This window comes from Luteibacter sp. GL_149, assembly GCF_057834065.1.
The window spans coordinates 4338053-4359742 of the sequence record NZ_CM174395.1 but is presented as its reverse complement, the minus strand read 5'-3'; the positions used below and the strand labels follow the sequence as shown (position 1 = coordinate 4359742).

The window sequence follows — 21690 nt, the reverse complement described above, 5'->3', positions numbered from 1 at the left end:
ATCAGTTGCCGATCAGGGCCTGGGTAAGGTCGTCGGCGGCATCTTCTTGTTTGCGGCGCGTTGGCGGGGCGGTGTCCTCGTCCTCCTCGAAGGCCTGCGTCACCGCGCCTTCGGCGGCCGAGCCCACCAGACGCGCGTACTTGGCCAGTACGCCCCGGGTGACTTTCGGCGGTGCGGGACGCCAGCTAGCGCGGCGTGCGGTGAGGTCGGCATCGGTGCGCAGTTCGCGCGTCCCGGCGTCGATGAAGATCGCATCGCCTTCGCGAAGCAGGGCGATGGGGCCACCGCGAGCCGCTTCGGGTGCAATGTGGCCGACCATGAAGCCGTGGGTCGCGCCGCTGAAACGCCCGTCGGTGATCAGCGCGACGTCGTTACCCAGACCGCGTCCGACCAGCGCCGCCGTCACGGCCAGCATTTCACGCATGCCCGGTCCGCCTGCGGGACCTTCGTTGCGGATGACCATGACGTCGCCCGAACGGATCTTGCCCGCCTGCACGGCGGCGAAAGCTTCTTCCTCGCTCTCGAACACGCGTGCCGGTCCCGCATGACTCAGCCGACCATGGCCCGCCAGTTTGAGGATGCAGCCTTCGGGCGAGAGATTGCCATACAGAATGCTGTAGCCGCCGCGTGGCTTCAGTGCATGCGCCATATCGCGCACGACCTGCTGTCCCTTGGTCGCCGCGGGCGCGGCGTCCAGTTCGGCGAACAGCGAGCGACCGGTGACGGTGGGCGTGTCGGTCAGCATGCCGGCCGTGCGCAGTTCGCGCGCGACGATCGCCGTGCCGCCGGCGGCGGTCAGTTCCACGGCGCTGTAACGGCCACCGGGCTTCAGGTCCGCAATGACCGGTGTCTTCGCCGAGGCGGGTTCGAAGTCTTCGATCGTCAACGGCACGCGTGCCTCGTGGGCAATCGCGAGAAGGTGTAGCACCGCGTTGGTCGAACCCGCCGTTGCAGCGACCATGCGCGCCGCGTTATGGAATGCGGCCGACGTCAGGACATCGCTCGGGCGGCGATTTTCATTCAGGCATTCCATCGCCAGCTCGCCGCATCGATGCGCCGCCGCCAGCTTTTCCGGAGCGGTCGCGGGAATATCGTTGAGGCCGACGGGAGAAAGACCCAGCGTTGTCAGCACCATGGCCATCGTGTTGGCGGTGAACTGACCGCCGCAGGCACCGGCGCCGGGGCAGGCATGACGTTCCACGTCTTCCAGTTCGGCGTCGTCGATCTTGCCGGCACCATGCGCGCCGACCGCTTCGAACACTTCCTGCACGGTGATCGGACAACCGTTGTGATTGCCGTGCGCGATGCTGCCGCCGTAAAGCGCGACACCGGGGATATTCAGACGTGCGAGTGCCATAGCCGCGGCGGGAATCGTCTTGTCGCAACCGCATAGAACCACCATCGCATCGAGACAGTGGCCGTCGACAGCCAGTTCGATCGAGTCAGCGATCAGCTCGCGGCTGACCAGCGAAGCGCGCATGCCCGACGTGCCCATGGCGATACCGTCGGTCACCGCGATGGTATTGAACTCGACCGGCGTGCCGCCCGCGGCGCGCACGCCGTTGGCGGCCGCTTCGGCCAGTTCGCGCAGGTTGAGATTGCACGGCGAGACATTGGACCAGCTGTGCACGATGGCGACCATCGGCCGTGCGATGGCCTCGTCGTCCAGGCCGGTGGCACGCAGCATGGCGCGGGCGGGCGCACGGTCGGGACCGGTCTTGATCGCATCGCTGCGCAGCGTGCGGATAGGGATCTTCCTCTCGTTCATGCGGCCTCCGCCTTTGCTTCGCAGGCATCCAGCACGGCGCGGGTAACCGCGTGCGTCGTCGCATCGCCGCCGAGGTCGCGCGTGAGGTTGCCGTTTTCCATGACGTAGTCGACGGCGGCTTCCACCGTGTCTGCTTCGGTCGGGAGTCCCAGCGAATGACGCAGCAGCATCGCGACGCTGAGGATCGTGCCCAGCGGATTGGCGAGCGCCTTGCCCGCGATATCCGGCGCGGAGCCATGGATGGGCTCGTAGACGCCCGCGCCCGGGCCGCCCAGCGATGCCGACGGCGACAGACCCAGCGATCCGGCCAGCACCGATGCTTCGTCGGTCAGGATGTCGCCGAACATGTTCTCGGTCACGATCACGTCGTAGTCGGCGGGACGGGTCAGCAGGTGCATCGCCATCGAGTCGACCAGCTGGTGTTCGAGTTCGACATCCGGGTAGTCCGCGGCGACACGCGTGGCGACGGAACGCCACAGGCGCGAGGTCTCCAGCACATTGGCCTTGTCCACCGACGTGACTTTCTTCCGGCGCGTTTGCGCCAGATCGAAGGCATGCCGCATGACGCGCTCGATCTCGCTCACGGTGTAGCGGCACTCGTCGGTCGCCGCATCGTCCGTGCGCGTCTTCGCGCCGAAGTAGATACCGCCCGTGAGTTCGCGAATGAAGACCAGGTCGACGCCCTTGGTGCGCTCCGGTTTCAACGGCGACAGTGCCGCCGCGCGCGGATGCAGCTTCAGCGGTCGCACGTTCGCGAAGACGCCGAGCAGTTTGCGCATGGCCAGCAGGCCTTGCTCAGGACGAACGGGCGCGTTGGGATCGGACCACTTCGGGCCGCCGACCGCACCAAGCAGGATCGCGTCCGCGGCCAGGCACGCTTCGCGCGTGGTGGGGGGCAGCGGGTCGCCGAAGCGGTCGATGGCGTCGCCGCCGATCGCGTGCTCTGTGAAGGTGAAATCGTGGCCGAAACGTTCGGCGATCTGGCGCAGTACGGCGACGCCGGCGGAAGCGACTTCCGGACCGATGCCGTCGCCGGGCAATACGACGATCGAGGCTTTCATGCGGCTTGCTCCATGCGTGTTTCGTACGCGCCGATGGCTTCTTCCTGTTGGCTCAGGAAACCCAGCTGGTCCACACCGTTCAGCAGGCAATGCCGTGCGAAGGCGTCCAGATCGAAATGGATGTTGCCGCCGTCGGGCAGGCGGATCGTGCTTTCGGCGACGTCGATGCGCAGTTCGATGCCGGGGTTCTCGATCAGCCAGCGATGTTCCGGTTCGCTCACCACGAGGGCGAGCAGGCCGTTCTTCAGCGCGTTGCCGCGGAAAATGTCCGCGATCTCGCTGGAGATCACCGCGCGGATGCCGTAGTCCAGCAGCGCCCACGGGGCATGCTCGCGCGACGAGCCGCAGCCGAAGTTGTGGCCGGCAACGACGATGGCGCAACCGCGCGACGCGGGCTGGTTCAGCACGAAGGCCGGGTTATCGCTGCCGTCGGCGGCGTAGCGCCAGTCCTCGAAGCAATGCTTGCCCAGGCCCGTGCGTTCCGTCGTCGTCAGGAATCGCGCGGGGATGATGCGGTCGGTGTCGATGTTTTCGTTCGCCAGAACCGCCGTGCGCGAATGCACGTAGGCGAGCGGTTGGGTGGTCTTGCTCATGCGGCGGCTTCCTGTTCGATATATTCGCGAGGATCGGCGACACGGCCCGCGATGGCGGATGCGGCGGCGACCAGCGGACTGGCGAGCACGGTTCGCGCGCCTTTGCCCTGGCGACCCTCGAAATTCCGGTTGCTGGTGGACACGACGAGCTGGCCCGGCTGGGCGAGGTCGCCGTTCATGGCGATGCACATCGAGCAGCCCGGTTCGCGCCACTCGGCGCCGGCATCGCGGAACACCTGGTGCAGGCCTTCGCTTTCCGCATCGCGCCGCACTTGTTCGGAGCCGGGAACCACCAGCATGCGGACGCCGGCCGCCACCTGGCGACCACGCATGATCTGAGCGGCCGCGCGCAGATCGGACAGGCGCGCGTTCGTGCAGCTGCCGATGAAGACGACGTCGACCGCTTCGCCCGCCATGGGTTTGCCCGCCGTGACCTTCATGTAATCGAGTGCACGCTGCTCCAGTGCATCCGCCGCGGCGGGCACGGGCGCGTTGATCGCAACGACCATGCCCGGGTGCGTGCCGTAGGTGACGCTGGGCTGGATCGTCGATGCGTCGATGCGGACTTCGCTGTCGTAGCGAGCGCCCGCGTCCGTGGCCAGCGTGCGCCATTGTGCGACGGCACGGTTCCATGCGTCGCCCTTCGGCACACGCTCGCGGCCGTCCAGCCATTCGAATGTCGTGTCGTCCGGGGCGATCAGTCCGGCGCGTGCGCCAGCTTCGATCGACATGTTGCAGACCGTCATGCGCTCTTCCATCGACAGCGCGCGAATGGCTTCGCCGGTGTACTCGATGACATAACCGGTGCCGCCGCCGATGCCGATGCGACCGATGATGTGCAGGATCAGATCCTTCGCGGTGACGCCCGGCTGCAATGCGCCGTCGACGCGGATGGCCAGCGACTTCGGCTTGCGCTGAAGCAGGCATTGCGTGGCCAGCACGTGACCGACTTCGGTCGTGCCGATGCCGAAGGCCAGCGCGCCGAATGCGCCGTGCGTCGCGGTGTGGCTGTCGCCGCAGACGATCGTCATGCCCGGCTGCGTGGCGCCGACTTCAGGACCGGCCACATGTACGATGCCGCGATTCGGGCTGTCCCAACCCATCAGGTCGATGCCGAAGTCGACGACGTTCTTCTCCAGCATCGCGACCTGGGCTTCTGCTTCGGGCGTGTAGTACGGGCGCTTGCCGTCCGCATCGGGCGGCAGCGTGGGCGTGGAATGATCCAGCGTCGCCAGCGTGCGGTCGCGGCGGCGAACGCTCAGGCCGCGCGAGCGCAGTTCGTCGAACGCTTGCGGCGAGGTGACTTCGTGTACCAGGTGCAGGTCGATGTACAGCACGCCCGGCGTGGTCGCGCTTTCGGCGACGACCTGGTGCGAATCCCACAGCTTGTCGAACAGGGTACGGGCGCTCATGCGGCGACCCTCCCGGCGGCGACGTCGTTCTCGATGGGCGTCAGCCAACCCCATTTGTCTTCCGTGCGTCCGTCGAACAGGCCGAAGAAGTCCTGCTGGATCTGACGCGTGATCGGTCCGGGCTTACCCGAACCCACTGGCTTGCGGTCGACCGAACGCACGGCCGTGACTTCGGCGGCCGTACCCGTCATGAACACTTCATCCGCGAAATACAGCATCTCGCGCGGCAGCGCCTGCTCGATGACGTCGATGCCGCGCTCGCGGGCAAGCGTCAGCACGCTGTCCCGGGTGATGCCGCAGAGAATGCTTGCGGCGGACGGCGGTGTGTACAGCTTGCCGTTCCGGACCACGAACAGGTTTTCGCCAGCGCCTTCGCTCAGCAAGCCATCGGTTCCCAACGCGATACCCTCGGCATAACCGCCGTTGATCGCTTCGCGTGCGATGAGCTGACTATTCAGATAATTGCCGGCGGCCTTGGCGCCGCTGGGGAAGGTATTCGGTGCGGCGCGATTCCACGACGACACGCAGACGTCGACGCCATTCTCGATCGCGTCGGCGCCGTGATAAGCGCCCCAGGGCAGGGCGATGATCGCGACGTCCACGGCGGTATCCAGTGGCGGAGCCAGGCTGAAAGTGAAGCCGCTGCGGTAAACGATCGGGCGCACATAGGCCGATTCCAGGCCGTTCGCGGCGATCACTTCGCGGCAGGCGCGGTTGATCGCGTCCGCATCGTACGGAATGGTCAGGTCGTAAACGCGCGCGGAATTGAACAGGCGCTCGGTATGTTCTTCCAGGCGGAAGTAGCGCGGACCGTCGGGCGTCGAATAGACGCGCACGCCTTCGAACACCGACGAGCCATAGTGCAGCGCGTGGGCGCCCACGTGCACGGTCGCCTCGTGCCATGCCTTGATGCGGCCGTTGTGCCAGAGATGAGTCGGGGCTTGCATGGAACGGTCTCCTTTACGAATGGGCTGCTGCGGCGGCGAGACGGGGCGTCTTGCGCGCGATGCGGTTGACGATGGAAAGCACGGCTTGCGCGGTTGCCTCGATGATGTCCGTGCTGACGCCGCTGCCACGATAGGTGCTGCCGTCGTGCCGCGCTGTCAGGGTTGCGTGACCTTCTGCGTCGCCGCCTTCCCTTACAGCGCTCACGTTGAAATCCTCCAGCGAAATGCTCTCGCCAGTTGCACGTTCCACGGCGCGAAGCATCGCGTCGATGGGGCCTTCGCCGATGGCGGCTTCGCTCACGGTGTGGCCGTCTTCGTGAGTCAGCTTCAACGACGCGGACGCGCCGCCACCCAGATGCGAGCTGGTGTGCAGATGGGTGAAATGCCATGGGCCGGCATGCTCGGGATCGACGCCGCTGGCCAGGGCATCGATGTCTTCGTCGGTCACCGTGCGCTTGCGATCGGCCAGTGCCTTGAAGCGTTCGAACACGACGTCCAGTGCGGTTTCGTCGAGGGTGTGGCCCAGATCGGTCACGCGCTGACGCAGCGCATGACGGCCCGAATGCTTGCCAAGCACCAGCGATGTCGTTGCGCCAACGTCCTCCGGCCGCATGATTTCGTACGTGCCGCGATGTTTCATCATGCCGTGCTGGTGAATGCCCGATTCGTGGGCGAATGCGTTATCGCCGACGATCGCTTTGTTGCGCGGGACAGGCTGCCCTGTTACCTGCGCGAGCAGGCGCGAAGTCGGATACAGATTCCGGGTGACGATGCCGGTGTCCATGCGGAAGTGCGGCGCGCGGGTGTGCAGCGCCATGACCACTTCCTCCAGCGCGGCGTTGCCGGCGCGCTCGCCGATGCCGTTGATCGTGCATTCCACCTGCCGCGCGCCGGCGCTGATCGCGGCGAGGCTGTTCGCGACCGCCATGCCCAGGTCGTCGTGGCAGTGCGACGAGAAGACGACACGCTCCGCGCCGCGCACGTTTTTGCGCAGATACGTAAACAGGTCGAAAATCTCGAAGGGGGTGACGTAGCCGACGGTGTCGGGGGCGTTCAGCGTGGTGGCGCCGGCTTCGATCGCGGCGTTGAACACTTCGACGAGGAAGTCGGGTTCGGTGCGCAGGGCGTCTTCGGCGGAAAATTCGACTTCATGGCACACGCTGGCTGCGCGGCGAATGGCGTTGATGGCGATGTCGATGACTTCGTTCTTGCTCTTGCCGAGCTTGTGTTCGCGGTGCAGCGGACTGGTGGACAGAAACAGATGGATACGTGAGCGTTGGGCCGGTTCCAGTGCGCGTCCCGCACTATCGATATCGCCGTCCTGACATCGTGCCAGTGCGCAGACCGTAGGTTGTCGCAATGCTCTGGCGATTTCGGACACGGCGGCGAAATCATCGGGTGAGGCTTGTGGGAATCCCGCTTCGATGATGTCGACGCCCAGGTCTTCCAGGGCATGCGCCATGCGCAATTTCGCCCTCCGGTCCATGGAGAAGCCCGGCGCCTGTTCGCCGTCGCGCAACGTCGTGTCGAAGATCTTCACGCGTCCGCCTACGTCGCTTTCCGCGCTTTCAGTGGCCTGGTTTTGCTCTGCTGCTGTCATTTTCCACTCCAAAAAAAACCCCGCATCCGTTACCGGGTGCGGGGTTTTGAGTTGTCAGGTTGGTTTATTTACACCTGAGCGCCCTTACCCCGCACCTCCGCTGGTAATAAGTACGAGTACAAGGGCAAGAAGAAGGAGGCCGCGAAGACGCAGCGGAACGCCGACCGTCGTGAGACGGTTGATTCGGGCGTTGCGGCTGGTGGTGCGCTGCGTCATGTTGTCGACCGTATGTCAGTCCGTCAGTAGCTGTCAACACTTTCGGCCGAAACTTTTTTTCCAGGACGTCTGGATGGCCAATTGTTTTCGAGTGGTCTTGTCGTCGAAGCCGCTTGTTACGCGAGATGCGTGGGGCTTGGTCTGGCGGCGGGCGTTTCTGGTTGTTCTCAGGCGGCGATGTTGCTATCGACGCGGTAAAGACGCATACCAGCGTGGTGAAGCACGCCATCGATCACTTCGGCCTGAGCGGTGAAGCCCAGATCGTCGAGGTAGTCGATTCGGTTACCGGTAACGGTCCAGGTTCCGCGATACGCCGACGTACGGAAGCCACGGGCCTCGTCGTAGCGCCCGTCGGCACGCAATTCCTGGCGGACATAGCCGTGCGCGGTCACCCATGTGCCCGCGATTTCCTGTGGCTGGATGGTCTTCGAGCTGATGGATACCTTGAACATCGGGAGGGGCTCTCCGTGCGGGCAAGAGGGGGAAGGAGGGAACTTTACGACCTCAAGCGCACTCGAGGTCAAGCGGAATATCGAGATTTCGTGCGCCCGATCGCGTCACGACCATCCCATTCCACCCGACCAGTCGGGCGAATATCCATCCGTATCCTGTTGTTGCCCGCTTTTATCCGGGAGCGTACGTTCCGGTGCCGGCCTGCGTGCTGTGGCAGGCCGGCGATGTCGGATGTGTTATGGACCAAGGTCCTTGGGTAGGTCCGGAATGTCCATCTGCTTGAGATTTTCCATCGCCTTCCGAAGTGTCTCTGATCTCTTCTCGTCTTCCTCGTCCTCGTCCTCGTCCTCGTCACTTCCGGAACTGCTACTCGAAGCCAGATAGGTGACGATGCTTTCATCGAACGGATCTTCGTAAGCTTTCTTGATCATGGCCTGCTCTCCCGTGAGTCCGCCTGACGCGTCGTCGACGTGCAGCGGAGAGATAACATTGAGCCTCCCTTCCGGGCGATGAAATACAACTTCGGTTGTAGGGGATGCTACCTGTGCGTTACATCGGCGCCGGAGCCGCGATTCCTGGCAACCAAAGGCTCTTAGCCGCGTTACGCCCACCCCATTCAACCCGACCGGCCAGCCGGATATCCATCCGTATCCTGTGGTTGCCTGTTTTCCTGCGTTCGTTCTATATGCTTGTCATCGCATCGACGATGCGAACCAGGGGGTAGGGATGAATCGATTCGTTTCATGGGCGGCGCTGTGCGCTGTCGTGGCCATTGCCGGTTGCGCGACATCCGGCGACAACGCCGGAGCCGGCAGCGCGAAGGGCGACCGGAAAATCATGCTTGCCGTGCCCAAAGACGGGGAGCAGACGATTTCCGATGCGGACGTCCAGGAGGTCCGGGAAGGCCTTGCGATGATCCAGGCCGGGAAGATCCAGGCGGCGATCGATGGCCCGCTGACGGACGTGGTTACCCGTTTCGAGACGCGTTATGGCGACCGGGCCGGCAAGACCATTTTCTGTGGGCGCATGGGCGGAGACAGCGTCCTGTATGGAATAGGGGCGGCGAACGAACAGAAGGGGAAGCCCAGGGACGTGGAAGTACTCGGTCCCGCCTGGGCGATGGCCTACTGGGCGCGCGCGTATGCCTATAACGAAATGAACCGGTACGACGATGCGAAGCGCGAACTCGAAAAGGCCATCCGGCTCTCGCCCCATGACAGCCAGTACAAGAGCGAACTGGCTTACATCTATCAGATGAAGCACGACTTCGAGACGTCGCTGACGCTGTACAAGGAATCGGCCGATTTCGCGGAACTCACCTCGCCGGACCCGAACCCCCTGAAATGCACCGCGCTGCGGGGACAAGGGTATGCGCTGGTCGAGCTTAAGCGTCTCGACGAGGCTACCGAGGCCTACGAGGCATGCCTGAAGATCCAGCCCGGCGAGCCCAAGTCTGTCGCCGAACTGGGCTATATCAAGGGTTTGCGCGCAAAAGAGCACTGACAGCCGTTCTTGCAGAACGGCTGTCGTCGCGGTCGAGGGGACGGGGTTACATCTTTTCCGGAACCGCGATGCCCAGCAGCGACAGGCCTTGCACGAGAACTTGCCGGGTCAGGGCGCACAGCGCCAGACGCGACGCGCGCGTGGCTTCGGCATCCGCCGCCAGCACCGGGCATTCGTTGTAGAAGCGGCTGAAGGTCTGGGCCACGCCGAAGACGTAGTCGGCGATTTCGTTGGGTGCGAGGTTCGCCGCCGCCGAGGTCACTACGTCCGGGAAGCGGGCGCAGTCGAGGACCAGCGCGCGTTCCGCGACGGCTTCGACGACGATGGCGCCGGTCGCCGCACCGCGATCGGTAGCTCGGCCGAGGATCGAACCGATGCGGACGCACGCGTATTGCACGTAGGGACCGGTGCGGCCCTCGAAGGAGACCATGCGTTCGGGGTCGAAGATATAGCCCGAAGTGCGGTAGCTCGACAGGTCCGCGAATTTGATGGCGGCCATGCCGACAAGGCGGGCCAGGGCCTCGCGGTCGTCCACCTCCGTGTTTTCCGCCAGTCGCTCCCGGGCCTTGTCGATCGCGTCGCTGAGCAGGTCGGCCAGCTGGGCCACGCCGCCTTGCCGGGTCTTGTATGGCTTGCCGTCGGGGCCGTTCACCGTACCGAAGCCGGCATGGAACAGCTCGATACCGTCGGCATAGCCGGCACGATGCGCGGCGCGGAACACCTGCTCGAAGTGCAGCGCCTGACGCTGGTCCACGACATAGACGATGCGATCGGGCTTGTCGCGCTGCGCGCGGTCGAGGATCGTCGCCAGATCGGTCGTGGCATATAGCGCTGCGCCGTCCGACTTGGCCACGAGCAACGGTGGCATCGGTTTCCCGTCCGACTCCTCCGCGACTTCGATCACCAGCGCGCCCTCGCTTTCGACGGCGATATGGCGATTGCGCAGATCGTCCAGCATGCCGGGAATCAGCGACTGGACGTCGCTTTCGCCGAGCAGCATGTCGAAGTGCACATCGAGCGCATCGAAATCGCGACGCTGCGCGTCCAGCGAAATCGTGCGGATCGCGCGCCACAACAGCATGTAGCCCGCATGCCCGGCCTGCAATGCGGCGGTGGCTTCGCGGGCTTCTTCCATCCGGGCGGGGTCGGTCTTGCAGGCCGCAGCGGCTTCCGGATACAGCTTCTGCAGGTCGTCCATGCCCAGCGGAAGCGAGCCTTCGGGCAGCGACGGCTCGGGCAGGAAGCAGGGTAGGTCGGGCCGGCGACGGCGGATGTCGGCAATCAGCATACCCATCTGCAGGCCCCAGTCGCCCAGATGCACATCGCCGATCGTGTGGTGTCCCAGCGCGCCGAGAATACGGCGAAGACTTTCTCCGATTACCAGCGAACGCAGATGACCGACATGCAGCGGCTTGGCAACGTTCGGACCGCCGAAGTCGATAAGGACGCGCTGTGCGTTCTGGCGGACGATGCCCGCATCGTCGGTCGCCAGCTGTTCTTCGGCGCTGGCCGCCAGGAACGCGGTCGAAAGACGCAGGTTGATAAAGCCCGGGCCGGCAATGTCGACCGATTCGAATGCGGCATCGTCGCGGAGTTTCGCGGCGACATCGCTGGCGATATCGCGCGGCGGACGCCCCAGTGTTTTCGCCAGCGGCATCGCCCCGTTGCACTGCAGGTCGCCAAGCTCCGGTCGCGAGGCCGGCACCGAGCGCGCGGTATCGGTCGGCAGTCCGCAGGCGCGGAAGGCGGCCTCCAGCAGACGGTCGACCCGGCTGGCCAGCGTGGCGTCGGAGTGGTGCGACATGGCGTTTATTTCCCTGGAGTTCGACCGGGGATGATAGCGGCTAGGGGATTCCCCGGTACGCGCGCTCTCCTTGTGGGAGCCCGCTTGCGGGCGAAAGCCAACGAAGCGGAGATGCCGTGCGTGACATCCGCAGCCAGAACACCGGGCTCGCGAAGGTGAGCATCCGTCTTCCCGGCCCTGTTGGCTTTCGCACGGTCATTGATCTTTTGCTTGGCACAAGCCCGCAAGCGGGCTGCGTGCGCAACGATGGACTCTGTTTTCAGACTAGCCTGACAGCCACGCTTAACCGCGCCCGTTAGATTGCCCGGTCCGCAGGAAGGCACGGCAGCCTTCATTTCAGGGGAGCGAGGGACGTATGAAGGACTGGGTGAAAAGCTGGCTTGCGTTTTGTGTGGGTTTTGCGCTTACGTTGTTAGCCATGTCTGATAGAGGACAGTTCGACAACGTCGATCATGACGCTGTGTTCTTTGTCATAGGGGCGATTTGCTACCTGCTTGTCTGTGGGTTCTCTTTGATCTATTTCAGGCAAGACGCCCAGCGGCAGGCTGCGGCTCGACATCGAAGCGAGCCTTCCCTGTAGAAGTGCGCTTGCACGCGTTCCTACAGGGGAGTGCGGCTTCTTAGCCAGCGGCGAAATACGTCGGTATCGGCCGCCATCGGCGCGGCGAAGGCATCCCGGCGCAGCATCGCGCCCAGTGCGTGCGGCACGTCTATGGTGCGACCGACCAGCGGTTCGACGATGGTGTCGAATTTGGCCGGATGTGCCGTGGCGACAACGGTCCACGCGCGGGTGTCGCCCGCCAGGCGGCGGCGTTCGAGGACGCGTATCGCCGTTGCCGTGTGGGGACAGAAAATGTCGCCGTCGCTGCGTGCGTAGCGAAGTACGACGTCGCGGATTTCCGCATCGTCGACGCTTTCCGCGTGGCCTTTCGCGCGCGCTTCGTTTTCCCCGCCGAAGAGATGAGCCAATCGTTCGAAGTTGCTTGGCGCGCCCACGTCCATCGCATTGGCGATCGTCGCGATGGCGTCGCGTCCCCGGTACGGCGAACCGGCGTAGAACTGGGGCAGTGTGTCGTTCGCGTTGCAGGCGAAGACGACCTCGCCTATCGGCAGGCCCATGGCGCGTACCCAAAGACAGGCTACGGCGTTACCCAGATTTCCCGTGGGAACGATCACATTCAATGTCTCGCCGCTGGCGCGCCGGTGGGCCAGCGCGGCATGGGCGTAATACGCCATCTGGGGAAGCAGGCGTCCAAGACTGATGCTGTTGGCGGAACTCATCGGCGTAGAGGCTTGCAGATTGCGGTCGCCGAGGGCCGCTTTCACCATACGCTGGCAATCGTCGAAGCTGCCGGAAACACGCAGCGCATCCACGTTGCCGCCGAAGCTCCCCAACTGGTGCGCCTGCCGGGGCGAGACCCGGCGATCGGGATAGAGAATGGCGACGCGAATGCCGGGCACGCGATGAAAGGCCGCGCCGACCGCCGCGCCGGTGTCGCCGGATGTGGCGACAAGAATGGTGAGCGGCTGGTCGGTTCCCGCACGTAACCGGCGCATGCATGCGGCGAGGAAGCGCGCGCCGAAGTCCTTGAATGCGGACGTGGGGCCGTGGAACAGCTCGAGCAGGTGCGTGGCGGGCATTGCCAGTTTTCTGCGCGGTGCGTCGAATGCGAAGGCCTCGGCGCAGATGGCGGGCAGTTCGGATGCGAGAAGATCGCCCGCGAAGAACGGTGCCAGCAGGCGTTCGGCGGTCTGCGCAAGCGAATCGCCTTCGGCAAAGGTTCCCGGATCCAGCGTTGGCATGTTCGCCGGAATGTAGAGTCCGCCGTCGGGCGCGAGCCCGGCGTTGATGGCTTCGGAAAGGCTGGTGTCCGCGGCACCGCCGCGGGTACTGACGAAGCGCATGGTCAACCCACCCTGGCGGCGGGGCCGTCGACGGGGGCGACGAGTCTGTCGCTGGCATAACCGGCATCGGCGAACGCGCTGGCCATCGCGAGCGAGGCGCGCCCCGCGCTGCCCGCATCCTCGAACCAGCCGAATACGCTCGGTCCCGCGCCGGAAATGCTGGCGCCCATCGCGCCATGGTCCAGCGCGGCCTGCTTCACCTGCGCGAAACCGGGAATCAGTGGCGCACGGCGCGGTTCGACGAGTACATCGGAAAGTCCTTCGCGTACCAACGCCGCTTCGCCGCGATAGCAGCCTGCGAGGACCAGCGCCAGATTGGCGCTTTGCGCAACGAAGTTGCCCAGTTCGTACGAACCGGCCAGCGCCGCGCGGGCGCGTCGCGTTTCCAGCACGTAATGCGGATGCACCAGCGCGCAATGCCATTCGGCGGGCACCGGAATACGGACGAGCCGGTCGTGCGTGGACAGCACCAGTCCGCCGAGCAGCATGGGGCCGAGATTGTCGCCATGGCGGCTGCCGCTGGCCACCGCTTCGCCATCCAGCGCGTATGGATACAGCGCTTCGCGCGACAGCGGCTCGTCGAGCAATTCATTGGCGGCGACGAGCGCGGCGACACAGGAAGCCGCCGAGCCACCCATGCCGGACCCGAGCGCGATACCCTTGTGCAGCGTCAGTTCGAAGCCGAAGGGCAGGTCGAGCGCGCGGCGCAGGGAGATCAGTGCCGCACCGGCCGTGTTGTCTTCGGCGCGCAGCGGAAGGTCGAGGACCACGCCGTCGATGCCGGCAATGCGGACCTCGGGTTCGTCGATGCGCCGCACGTCGGCGCGATCGCCCGCGCCAGCCACGCAGTGCCCGAGAATATCGAAGCCGATGCCGACGTTGCCGACGCTTGCGAAGGCCTCCGCGCTGGCCATGTCGGCACGCGGAACGGAGAAGGTTTCTTTCAGCATGCGCATCGTTTTACTCCCATCGCGCCGGCCACGCGCAGCAGATCGGTGAAGACCGCCGCGGCCGTGACTTCCGGACCGGCACCCGGACCCTGCACGACCAGTGCATTGTCGCAGTAACGGCGCGTGGAGAAACGCAGCACGTTGTCGGTCAGGCGCGCATTGGCGAACGTGTGGTCGCGCGGCACGCGCTCCAGGACGACGGACGCGCCGCTCCGGTCCAGTCTCGCCACGTGCCGCAGCACGCCGCCGGCTGCCGCGGCGCTGGCGTGGCGGACGATCATGTCGCCGTCGAGTTCGCCGATTCTTTCCATGAATTCGTCGCGGGACACGTCCGCCAGGTGTGCCGGGACGAGACTGCTGATCCGCACGTCCTTCAGGGCGAGTTTCAGGCCCGCTTCGCGTGCCAGGATCACCAGCTTGCGCGCCACATCCACGCCGGAGAGGTCCTCGCGCGGGTCCGGTTCCGTATAGCCCAGGTCATGGGCTTCGCGCACCAGCGCGGAGAAGGGCATGCTGCCGTCGTAGCGGTTGAACAGCCAGGCCAGCGTGCCCGACAGCATGCCTTCGACGGCGACCAGTTCGTCGCCCGTGTCGAGCAGATCCCGCAGCGTCTGGATCACCGGCAACCCGGCGCCGACCGTTCCTTCGTAGCCGAAATGCGCCGATCCGGCGGCGGCCGCCTCGTGGATGGCGTGCCAGCGCGCGATATCGCCGCTGCCTGCGCGTTTGTTCGGGGTCACGACGTGCATGCCCGCGCCGAGCCAGGCCGGATAGTGGTCCGCCACGATATCGCTGGCGCTGCAATCGGCCAGCAGCGCCACGGCATTACCCTCGCCACGCACGTACGCCGCGAAGGCGCCGAGGTCGGCGGGGCGCCAGGTCTGCGCGCCGTGGGCGCGGCCGTTGAGGGCTTCGTCGTCGCAGTCCAGCCACATGTGCCTGCTGTCGGCGACGGCCCGCAGATGCAGGGACAGGCCAGCATCGCGGAGGAGCCGGGGGGCTGCGTCCTTGAGCTGGGCAAGCAGGGCGGTGCCCACTTTGCCGGGGCCGATCACGCCGATATGGACGACGAGTGGGGACGCCAACGCGCGCCGCGGAGCGCGAAGATAGGGACTTTCGGGTGCTGCGATGACGCTGGACACGGGTTGCCTCCGGTGAGAGGCCCCTGTTCGCGTGGGAGAAGTTTCGTGTGCCGAGCACCGGACCCATCCCTTGCGAGGGCGGGGCCGGTTGCGACTGAAACCTAGTCGCGCACGTGCTCCCGTCCCAGGACGGTGGTAGTCGTCGTGGTCGTGGTGGACGTGGCGGTGATGGTGCGAATGCCGGACGCGAGCTGGCCCGCCGTATGGACGGCTGGCTTGGAGCTATGGGCGTGGGCGGGGAGATACATGGGTTGAACTTAGGCTGGTGCAGGGTCGGCTGTCAAGCGAAGGGGGGAGCGAATCGCGCCACTCCCCCTCACTGTCACCATTCGCGTCCGGTACTTACTTCGACAAATCGATCGCGTAAACCGCCGTGCCGTCCCCGTTGTCCTTCAACTGACGGATATTGCGCAGACCAGCTTCCCGGGCGACGTCTTCCTTGCCGGCCGAAGACACGAAGGTCACCTCACCCGCCGTTTTAAGCGGCGCGAACCGCCACGAGGTCTTCTCGACATCGCTGCGCTTCAACGCCTTCTTCGCCTCAAGCCAGTGAATGACCACCTCGCGATTGCCGTCCGGCGCACTCAGCACGATATTGCTGCCGTCCAGGCCGGGGAAGTTGCCGCCGCCGCTGGCGCGATAATTATTGGTGACGACAATGAAGGGCTGGTCCGGCTTCACCGGTTTACCCTTGTAGCGCAGGTCGACAATGCGTTCGCCTTCCGGCTTCGACAGATCGATGACGTAGTGGACGCCGCCCTGGATCTGATCGAAGTTGTAGCCGGGCAATTTATGTCCGATCAATGGCTGGGCGGCGGTGGCCTTCGGATCGATGCGGTTGAAGCGCTGCGCACTGTTTTCCAGCCACGCTTTCAGGCCCTTGCCGTCGATTTTCACCGCGGCCAGCGTGTTCGGATAGAAATACAGGTCGGCGGCGTTGCGGATGGTCAGCGGGCCGGCGGCTACATCGGTGAAGTCTTCCGGTCCGCCGAAACCGGTGCGGAACGCGGCGGCGGCCGATAGAACGGGCACGTCCTTCCACTCGGGGTGTTCGCGCGCAATCGCCTCGCTGGCATAGTCGCGCTGCGCGGCGTTAACCACCGCCAACGCCGACATGTCGCCAACGTCCGCGAAGAAACTGCTCATGCGATGGTCGCTGCTACCGATCGGCGTGTTCACATACGCAACGGCGGCTTCGTGTGCGTCGCGCACCAGCGGTGCGATGGACGGATCGGGTGCGACGCAGTCGTTCTTCTTCGCGCAGATCGGACGCACTTCGCTCTGGCTCGCGGCACGATCGACGACCCACTGGTCGTTCTCGCGCGTGAGTTTCATGCGGATGACGCCGAGATCCTTGCCGAAGAACCCGCCCATCACGGCGGGCACGCCCCGGACAATGCCGCGCTTCGCGTCGACTTCGGCCATGCCCTCGTAATGGGGGCCGGGGAATTCGGTATGCGAGTGACCCAGCAGCAGTGCGTCGATGCCCGGTACACCGGCCAGGTACCAGCCGCCGTTTTCTTCTTTCGGAGTATATGGCGAGGTACTCAAGCCACCATGCAGGATCGCGACGACGAGGTCGGGATGCTGTGCCTTGAGTTCGGGCATGTAGCGCTTCGCGGCTTCGACGACGCCGTCGACGGTGACCTTGCCCACGAGATTGCGCTTGTCCCAGTCCATGATCGGCGGCGGCGTGAAGCCGATGATCCCCACGCGTAGCGTCACGTTGACGATCTTGCCGTCGGGCGTCGTCGCGGCGACCGTTTTTTCGACGATCGTCCACGGTTTGAAGATCGGTTTGCCGTCGCGTGCGCTGTAAACGTTGGACAGCACCAGCGGGAAATGCGGGCCGGCGCAGGCCTTGTCGCTGCCGCCGTCGACATTCATCGGCGTGCCGGTGACCTGCGACAGGAATGCCAGGCCGTAGTTGAACTCATGATTGCCAGCGGTGCCGCCGTCGTAACCGAGCGCGTCCATCGCGCGATACATCGCAAGCTCGGTGTCGCAACCCACGGGTTTCACCGTCGACTGATAGTCGGCCAGCACCGTGCCCTGGATTGTGTCGCCGCTATCGAACAGCAGCGTATTGGGAAATTCCTTGCGCGCGTTGCGGATCAGCGTCGCGACACGTTCGTAGCCCAGCGTCGGGTCGTCTTTCTGCTTGTAGTAGTCGTAGCTCAGGACGTTCGAATGCACGTCGGTCGTCTCCAGAATAGCGAGGTCGACACGTGCGCCCTGTGGCGCCGCGGCTGGTGCGGCGGCTTTGCCGGATGGTGTGCCGGCGCATGCGGCAAGCAGGGCGGCCGATAGCGTGGCCAGGGCGATGGGTCTGAACATGGGGGCGTTCCGTAGGAATAGGGCCATTGGGTGCGCAAGCTAACAGGATTGGCAATCGTTCGCTTGTGGCAATACGGTGCTTCGATACCCGGTGGGAGCGGACTTCGTCCGCGAAAGCATGTTTGCGACGCGATCTGTCGAGCGGTATCGCGATCTGGCTTTCGCGGACGAAGTCCGCTCCCACCGGGCGGATTGCGCAGGCTCAGTGGCGCTCGGCTTTCGCCTCGTCGAAGTAGATGTACTTCCGGCCGCCGTCTTCCAGCTGTTTCGTCTTCAACGTGAAGCGATACGTCGTGGCCGGCAATGCGCTGCCGTCGATGCGCTGCATCGACAGACCCGTCGCCTCGTCGGTCCGCACGTCGGCGGGCGAGACACGGTACGCGTCGATCGCCCTGCCTTCGCCGCCTTCCAGCGATTCCCTCAGTACGCGGCCGTCCGTCTTGTCGAGCTTCACGCCAAGGATGTTCGCCAGCGTCGGCGCCAGGTCCACATTGCCGCTGGGCAATTCGTCGCGCATGCCCCGACGGAAATGCGGGCCGCTGGCGATCAGCGTGTTGTGCACATCCACGGGGCTGAAGCTTCCGTGCATGCCGCGTTCGTTCGACATGCTGCTGTAAAGCGTGCCGCGGAAACCCTGGACGACGGCATGCGCATCGTAGTCGTAGCTGGCGATGATGTCGGGCGAACGGCGATTTTCGAGATGCACGCTGGCCAGCGGCAGCGTGCCCGGAATATGTCCGTAACGCTGATCCACGAAGATCGCGCCGAAGGGCTGGCGACTCTGCAGGAAGCGCACCGCGCGAAGCACGAGCGCGGCGTCGTGCTCGGGCTGGTAGAGATATTCGCTGCCGCCGTTCGGTGCGAGGACGAACGCGCCTTTGGGCAGGGTGGCGGGCAACTTGTACGACGGCGTCGTGTACGGGCCGGGCTTGCCGCACAGGCGTCCATCGTCGTCGTAGCGCGTGGGACGCAATGGCGTGCCATCGGCGCGAATGCCCGACATCACGGGTGCGTGGATGCAGCCGAAACCGTCGAATGCAGTGAAGCCCGCGCGGGTCATTTCATCGGCGAGTCGCACCGCACCGGACACCGAATAGCCCCAGTCGGCATCGATGCCACCGACGCGACCGTCATTGACGCCGCGCAAGGGAAACAGGTCGGCCGGTCCCGCGATGTTGCTGTGCGCGTGATCGGACACGACGATCAGATCCGTATCGGTGTCGAGTCCCAGTTCGCGCAGCTTCGCTTCGAGCTTGCCCAGCAGTTCGTCCTGCGCGCGCAATGCGACATGGAAGTCCGGCGAGCCGACGCCGTAGAGATGCTCGGTCGCATCCGGATTGCGTAGCCAGACGAAGCTCACGTCCGGTTTCTCGACGGGCAGGATATAGCCGAGGAAGGTGTCCATCAGATACGCATTCGACGCGGTCGACGGTGTGCCTGCCCCGTCGGTCGGGTCGGACGAGACGCCGTCTTTCAGCGTGACTACCTGTGCCTGCGCGGTCGGCCTGTCATGGTCCGGTTCCAGCGAGAAACGGTCCGATGGATAGGCATTGACGGTGTTGGCGGGCAGGGGACGCCCGGCTTTCTGCAGGCGCTTCGCGAAGGCCAGCGGCAGCGCGACGTTTTCGTCCAGGATCACGCCGCCTTCGTGGTAATCCTGCAGGAAGGCTGGGCCCGACTTGCCGACGACGGCGGTTTTCAGCCCCGCTTTCTGCGCGCGCGAAAACAGGTTCGGTACCTGCAGCAGTTCGTGGTCATAGTGTTCGTCCAACGCCCGGAGCACCGCATAGTCTTCCGTATAGACCGGCGAAGCGAAGTCGATCGCGCCGCCCTTTGCATCCAGACCCTTGCCGCCCGGTGCCCAGAAGCGGTTGCCGAAGAAGCCGATGGTTCCCGGGAACGAGCCCGTCGCGAAGCTGGACGCGTTGACCATGGTGAAGGTCGGATACGTCGCGTGGTTGTCCGCGAAGAACACGCCGCGATCCGCCAGCGCCTTCAGGTTCGGCGTGTCGTCTTCGCTGATGGCGTCCGGGCGCATGCCGTCCCAGACAAAGACGACCACGCGCCGCGCGGGTGCGGCGGTGGCTGTGGCGGATACCGCGGCGACGGCCACGGCGAGACAGACGAGCAGGGAACGGAGCGAGGTCATTGGCAGGGAGGATAGCGGGCAATCGGCCATGGTCCTTCACCTATGTTTCAGTTTGAGTGCGCGGGGCGGTACCCTCCCGGGCTGTCACAATCGAAGGAACTTGCATGAAGTCCACTCCGACGAGTCTCCGGCTCGGCCTGCTGAGCGCGTCCATCACGCTGCTCGCGGGCTGTGCCACGTCCGCGCCGCAGAACACGCCAACGGCCGCCATCGATGTACCGGCCATTCAACGCCCTGCCCAGGAAACCCCGGAATGGTGGTTCCGCAACGGCGCGGCACAGGCCGCGCAGGCATCGCGCGAGGCGAATGCCGGCGGTCAGCGGGCGAAGAACGTCATCGTCTTCCTGGGTGACGGCATGAGCATCCCGACCATCGCGGCATCGCATATCCGTGCGGGCCAGCTGAAGGGCGTGGACGGCGAAAGCTACCGGCTGAGTTTCGAGAAATTCCCGTTCAGCGCGCTCAGCCGCACCTACGAAACCGACCAGCAGACGCCCGATTCGGCGGGCACGATGACCTCGATCATGTCCGGCGTGAAAACCCGCGCGGGCTTCATCGGTATTTCCCAGGTGCCGAAGCGGCAGGATTGCGCCGCCTCGAAGGGGCAGGAGCTGGTCAGCACGCTCGAACTGGCCGCCGCCGCGGGTATGGCCACCGGTGCCGTCACCACCACACGCATCACGCATGCGACGCCGGCCGCAACGTATGGCCACCTGCCCGAGCGTAATTGGGAAGTCGATGCCGACATTCCCGAAAGCGCGCGTGCGCAGGGCTGCAAGGATTTCGCGGCGCAGCTGGTGGACTTCCCTGTCGCCAGTGGCCTCACCGTCGCCATGGGCGGCGGTCGGACCGAATTCCTGCCTGCCGGTGTCCCCGATCCGGAATATCCGAACAAGGCAGGTCAGCGCCTGGACAAGCGCGACCTCATCGCCGAATGGAAGGCGAAGCATCCGGGCGGCGAGTACGTGTGGAACGAAGCGCAGTTCAAGGCGCTCGACCTGTCGAAGACCACCCATGTGCTCGGCCTTTTCGAGCCATCGCATCTGAACTACGAGCACGATCGACCGAAAGACAAAGCCGGCGAACCCAGCCTGGCGGAAATGACCGCGAGCGCCATCAAGGTGCTGAAAAAGAATCCCAATGGGTTCTTCCTGATGGTCGAAGGCGGCCGCATCGACCACGCCCTGCATGCCGGTAACGCGTATCGCGCACTGGACGAAACCATCTCCATGGCCGACGCCGTGCAGGCGGCATTCGATAACACCGATGCATCCGACACGCTGATCGTCGTCACGGCGGATCACAGCCATACGATGGCCTTCGCAGGCTACCCGACGCGCGGCAATCCGATCCTCGGCCTGGTGCGCGGTGCCACCGACAGCTACGACGAGGAAGGTGGCGGTGGCATGGCCCGCGATGCCGCCGGTCAGCCGTATACGACGCTGACCTTCGCCAATGGTCCGGGTTACACGGGTGCGACCGACCTTCAGCCCGAAGGCAGCAAGCGCTTTCCGCACAATCCGAAGACGTATGCCGGGATAACGAAAGGCCGGCCCGACCTGACGCATGTCGACACGACGGCACCCGATTACATGCAGGAGTCGGTATATCCCATGAAAGCCGAAACGCATGGCGGCGAAGACGTGGCGATCTTCGCGCATGGTCCCGGCGCCGCCGCGTTCCACGGCGAGCTGGAAGAGAACGCGATCTTCCACGTGATCGTGCAGCACGCGCCGACGATTCGTGCCGAACTATGCAAGCTAGGCAGCTGCAACGCCGACGGCGTGCCGGTAAACCGGCCGACGTACGAGGCGTGGCTGAAAAAGAACTAAGCCGCCCGCTTTTTGTAG

17 protein-coding genes are annotated in these 21690 nt (G+C 64.9%); 2 read left to right on the top strand and 15 right to left on the bottom strand.

The window, feature by feature from the left end; genetic code table 11:
• Position 1 precedes the first annotated feature (1 nt).
• From ilvD to AC3IR3_RS19090, 9 genes are all read right to left on the bottom strand, one after another.
• The gene (gene ilvD, locus AC3IR3_RS19130) at positions 2 to 1738 is read right to left on the bottom strand and encodes a dihydroxy-acid dehydratase (protein WP_489196974.1); all 1737 of its coding nucleotides are present in this window, start codon (positions 1736 to 1738) and stop codon (positions 2 to 4) included.
• 26 nt (positions 1739 to 1764) lie between these two features.
• Positions 1765 to 2829: a 3-isopropylmalate dehydrogenase gene (gene leuB, locus AC3IR3_RS19125; RefSeq protein ID WP_489194479.1), complete on the bottom strand. Its 1065-nt coding sequence runs from the start codon at positions 2827 to 2829 to the stop codon at positions 1765 to 1767.
• On the bottom strand, positions 2826 to 3422 hold the full coding sequence (leuD, locus tag AC3IR3_RS19120; protein WP_489194477.1) for a 3-isopropylmalate dehydratase small subunit: 597 nt from the start codon (positions 3420 to 3422) through the stop codon (positions 2826 to 2828). The genes leuB and leuD overlap by 4 nt, the downstream gene beginning before the upstream one ends.
• Positions 3419 to 4834 carry a 3-isopropylmalate dehydratase large subunit gene (leuC, locus tag AC3IR3_RS19115; protein WP_489194475.1) on the bottom strand — a complete coding sequence of 472 codons (1416 nt, stop codon included), beginning with the start codon at positions 4832 to 4834 and terminating at the stop codon, positions 3419 to 3421. Before leuC ends, leuD begins: the two co-directional genes overlap by 4 nt.
• The gene (locus tag AC3IR3_RS19110; protein WP_489194473.1) at positions 4831 to 5781 is read right to left on the bottom strand and encodes a branched-chain amino acid transaminase; all 951 of its coding nucleotides are present in this window, start codon (positions 5779 to 5781) and stop codon (positions 4831 to 4833) included. Before AC3IR3_RS19110 ends, leuC begins: the two co-directional genes overlap by 4 nt.
• A gap of 13 nt (positions 5782 to 5794) precedes the next feature.
• Positions 5795 to 7381, bottom strand: coding sequence for a 2-isopropylmalate synthase (locus AC3IR3_RS19105; protein WP_489194471.1), 1587 nt, complete (start codon positions 7379 to 7381; stop codon positions 5795 to 5797).
• An 84-nt stretch (positions 7382 to 7465) separates the two neighbouring features.
• Entirely contained in the window at positions 7466 to 7597 is a 132-nt protein-coding gene (locus tag AC3IR3_RS19100) for a hypothetical protein (protein WP_489194469.1), read from the bottom strand.
• A 167-nt stretch (positions 7598 to 7764) separates the two neighbouring features.
• Positions 7765 to 8049 carry an Atu4866 domain-containing protein gene (locus tag AC3IR3_RS19095; protein ID WP_489194468.1) on the bottom strand — a complete coding sequence of 95 codons (285 nt, stop codon included), beginning with the start codon at positions 8047 to 8049 and terminating at the stop codon, positions 7765 to 7767.
• Between the two features lie 237 nt (positions 8050 to 8286).
• On the bottom strand, positions 8287 to 8481 hold the full coding sequence (locus AC3IR3_RS19090; RefSeq protein WP_489194467.1) for a hypothetical protein: 195 nt from the start codon (positions 8479 to 8481) through the stop codon (positions 8287 to 8289).
• A gap of 295 nt (positions 8482 to 8776) precedes the next feature.
• Between AC3IR3_RS19090 and AC3IR3_RS19085 the strand changes: the two genes are divergently transcribed.
• On the top strand, positions 8777 to 9553 hold the full coding sequence (locus tag AC3IR3_RS19085; protein ID WP_489194465.1) for a tetratricopeptide repeat protein: 777 nt from the start codon (positions 8777 to 8779) through the stop codon (positions 9551 to 9553).
• A gap of 46 nt (positions 9554 to 9599) precedes the next feature.
• Here the strand turns inward: AC3IR3_RS19085 and argS are convergent, their stop codons facing one another.
• From argS to AC3IR3_RS19055, 6 genes are all read right to left on the bottom strand, one after another.
• Positions 9600 to 11357, bottom strand: a complete 1758-nt coding sequence (gene argS, locus AC3IR3_RS19080; RefSeq protein ID WP_489194463.1) for an arginine--tRNA ligase — start codon at positions 11355 to 11357, stop codon at positions 9600 to 9602.
• A gap of 600 nt (positions 11358 to 11957) precedes the next feature.
• A complete protein-coding gene (gene thrC / locus AC3IR3_RS19075) occupies positions 11958 to 13262 on the bottom strand; it encodes a threonine synthase (protein WP_489194462.1) in 1305 nt (434 codons plus the stop codon).
• 2 nt (positions 13263 to 13264) lie between these two features.
• A complete protein-coding gene (locus tag AC3IR3_RS19070; protein ID WP_489194460.1) occupies positions 13265 to 14212 on the bottom strand; it encodes a homoserine kinase in 948 nt (315 codons plus the stop codon).
• Positions 14206 to 15354, bottom strand: coding sequence for a homoserine dehydrogenase family protein (locus AC3IR3_RS19065; RefSeq protein ID WP_489194458.1), 1149 nt, complete (start codon positions 15352 to 15354; stop codon positions 14206 to 14208). The genes AC3IR3_RS19070 and AC3IR3_RS19065 overlap by 7 nt, the downstream gene beginning before the upstream one ends.
• A 342-nt stretch (positions 15355 to 15696) precedes the next feature.
• Positions 15697 to 17691, bottom strand: coding sequence for a bifunctional 2',3'-cyclic-nucleotide 2'-phosphodiesterase/3'-nucleotidase (locus AC3IR3_RS19060; RefSeq protein WP_489194456.1), 1995 nt, complete (start codon positions 17689 to 17691; stop codon positions 15697 to 15699).
• A 202-nt stretch (positions 17692 to 17893) separates the two neighbouring features.
• Positions 17894 to 19870 (bottom strand): alkaline phosphatase family protein, encoded by a 1977-nt coding sequence (locus AC3IR3_RS19055; protein WP_489194454.1) that lies wholly within the window; start codon positions 19868 to 19870, stop codon positions 17894 to 17896.
• 74 nt (positions 19871 to 19944) lie between these two features.
• Between AC3IR3_RS19055 and AC3IR3_RS19050 the strand changes: the two genes are divergently transcribed.
• Positions 19945 to 21672, top strand: coding sequence for an alkaline phosphatase (locus AC3IR3_RS19050; protein WP_489194452.1), 1728 nt, complete (start codon positions 19945 to 19947; stop codon positions 21670 to 21672).
• Positions 21673 to 21690: the final 18 nt, after the last annotated feature.

Coding starts and splice junctions, on each gene's coding strand:
- leuB (WP_489194479.1), bottom strand. CDS start 2,829: ATGAAAGCCTCGATCGTCGTATTGCCCGGCGACGGCATCGGTCCGGAA.
- leuD (WP_489194477.1), bottom strand. CDS start 3,422: ATGAGCAAGACCACCCAACCGCTCGCCTACGTGCATTCGCGCACGGCG.
- leuC (WP_489194475.1), bottom strand. CDS start 4,834: ATGAGCGCCCGTACCCTGTTCGACAAGCTGTGGGATTCGCACCAGGTC.
- AC3IR3_RS19110 (WP_489194473.1), bottom strand. CDS start 5,781: ATGCAAGCCCCGACTCATCTCTGGCACAACGGCCGCATCAAGGCATGG.
- AC3IR3_RS19105 (WP_489194471.1), bottom strand. CDS start 7,381: ATGACAGCAGCAGAGCAAAACCAGGCCACTGAAAGCGCGGAAAGCGAC.
- AC3IR3_RS19100 (WP_489194469.1), bottom strand. CDS start 7,597: ATGACGCAGCGCACCACCAGCCGCAACGCCCGAATCAACCGTCTCACG.
- AC3IR3_RS19095 (WP_489194468.1), bottom strand. CDS start 8,049: ATGTTCAAGGTATCCATCAGCTCGAAGACCATCCAGCCACAGGAAATC.
- AC3IR3_RS19090 (WP_489194467.1), bottom strand. CDS start 8,481: ATGATCAAGAAAGCTTACGAAGATCCGTTCGATGAAAGCATCGTCACC.
- AC3IR3_RS19085 (WP_489194465.1), top strand. CDS start 8,777: ATGAATCGATTCGTTTCATGGGCGGCGCTGTGCGCTGTCGTGGCCATT.
- argS (WP_489194463.1), bottom strand. CDS start 11,357: ATGTCGCACCACTCCGACGCCACGCTGGCCAGCCGGGTCGACCGTCTG.
- thrC (WP_489194462.1), bottom strand. CDS start 13,262: ATGCGCTTCGTCAGTACCCGCGGCGGTGCCGCGGACACCAGCCTTTCC.
- AC3IR3_RS19070 (WP_489194460.1), bottom strand. CDS start 14,212: ATGCTGAAAGAAACCTTCTCCGTTCCGCGTGCCGACATGGCCAGCGCG.
- AC3IR3_RS19060 (WP_489194456.1), bottom strand. CDS start 17,691: ATGTTCAGACCCATCGCCCTGGCCACGCTATCGGCCGCCCTGCTTGCC.
- AC3IR3_RS19055 (WP_489194454.1), bottom strand. CDS start 19,870: ATGGCCGATTGCCCGCTATCCTCCCTGCCAATGACCTCGCTCCGTTCC.
- AC3IR3_RS19050 (WP_489194452.1), top strand. CDS start 19,945: ATGAAGTCCACTCCGACGAGTCTCCGGCTCGGCCTGCTGAGCGCGTCC.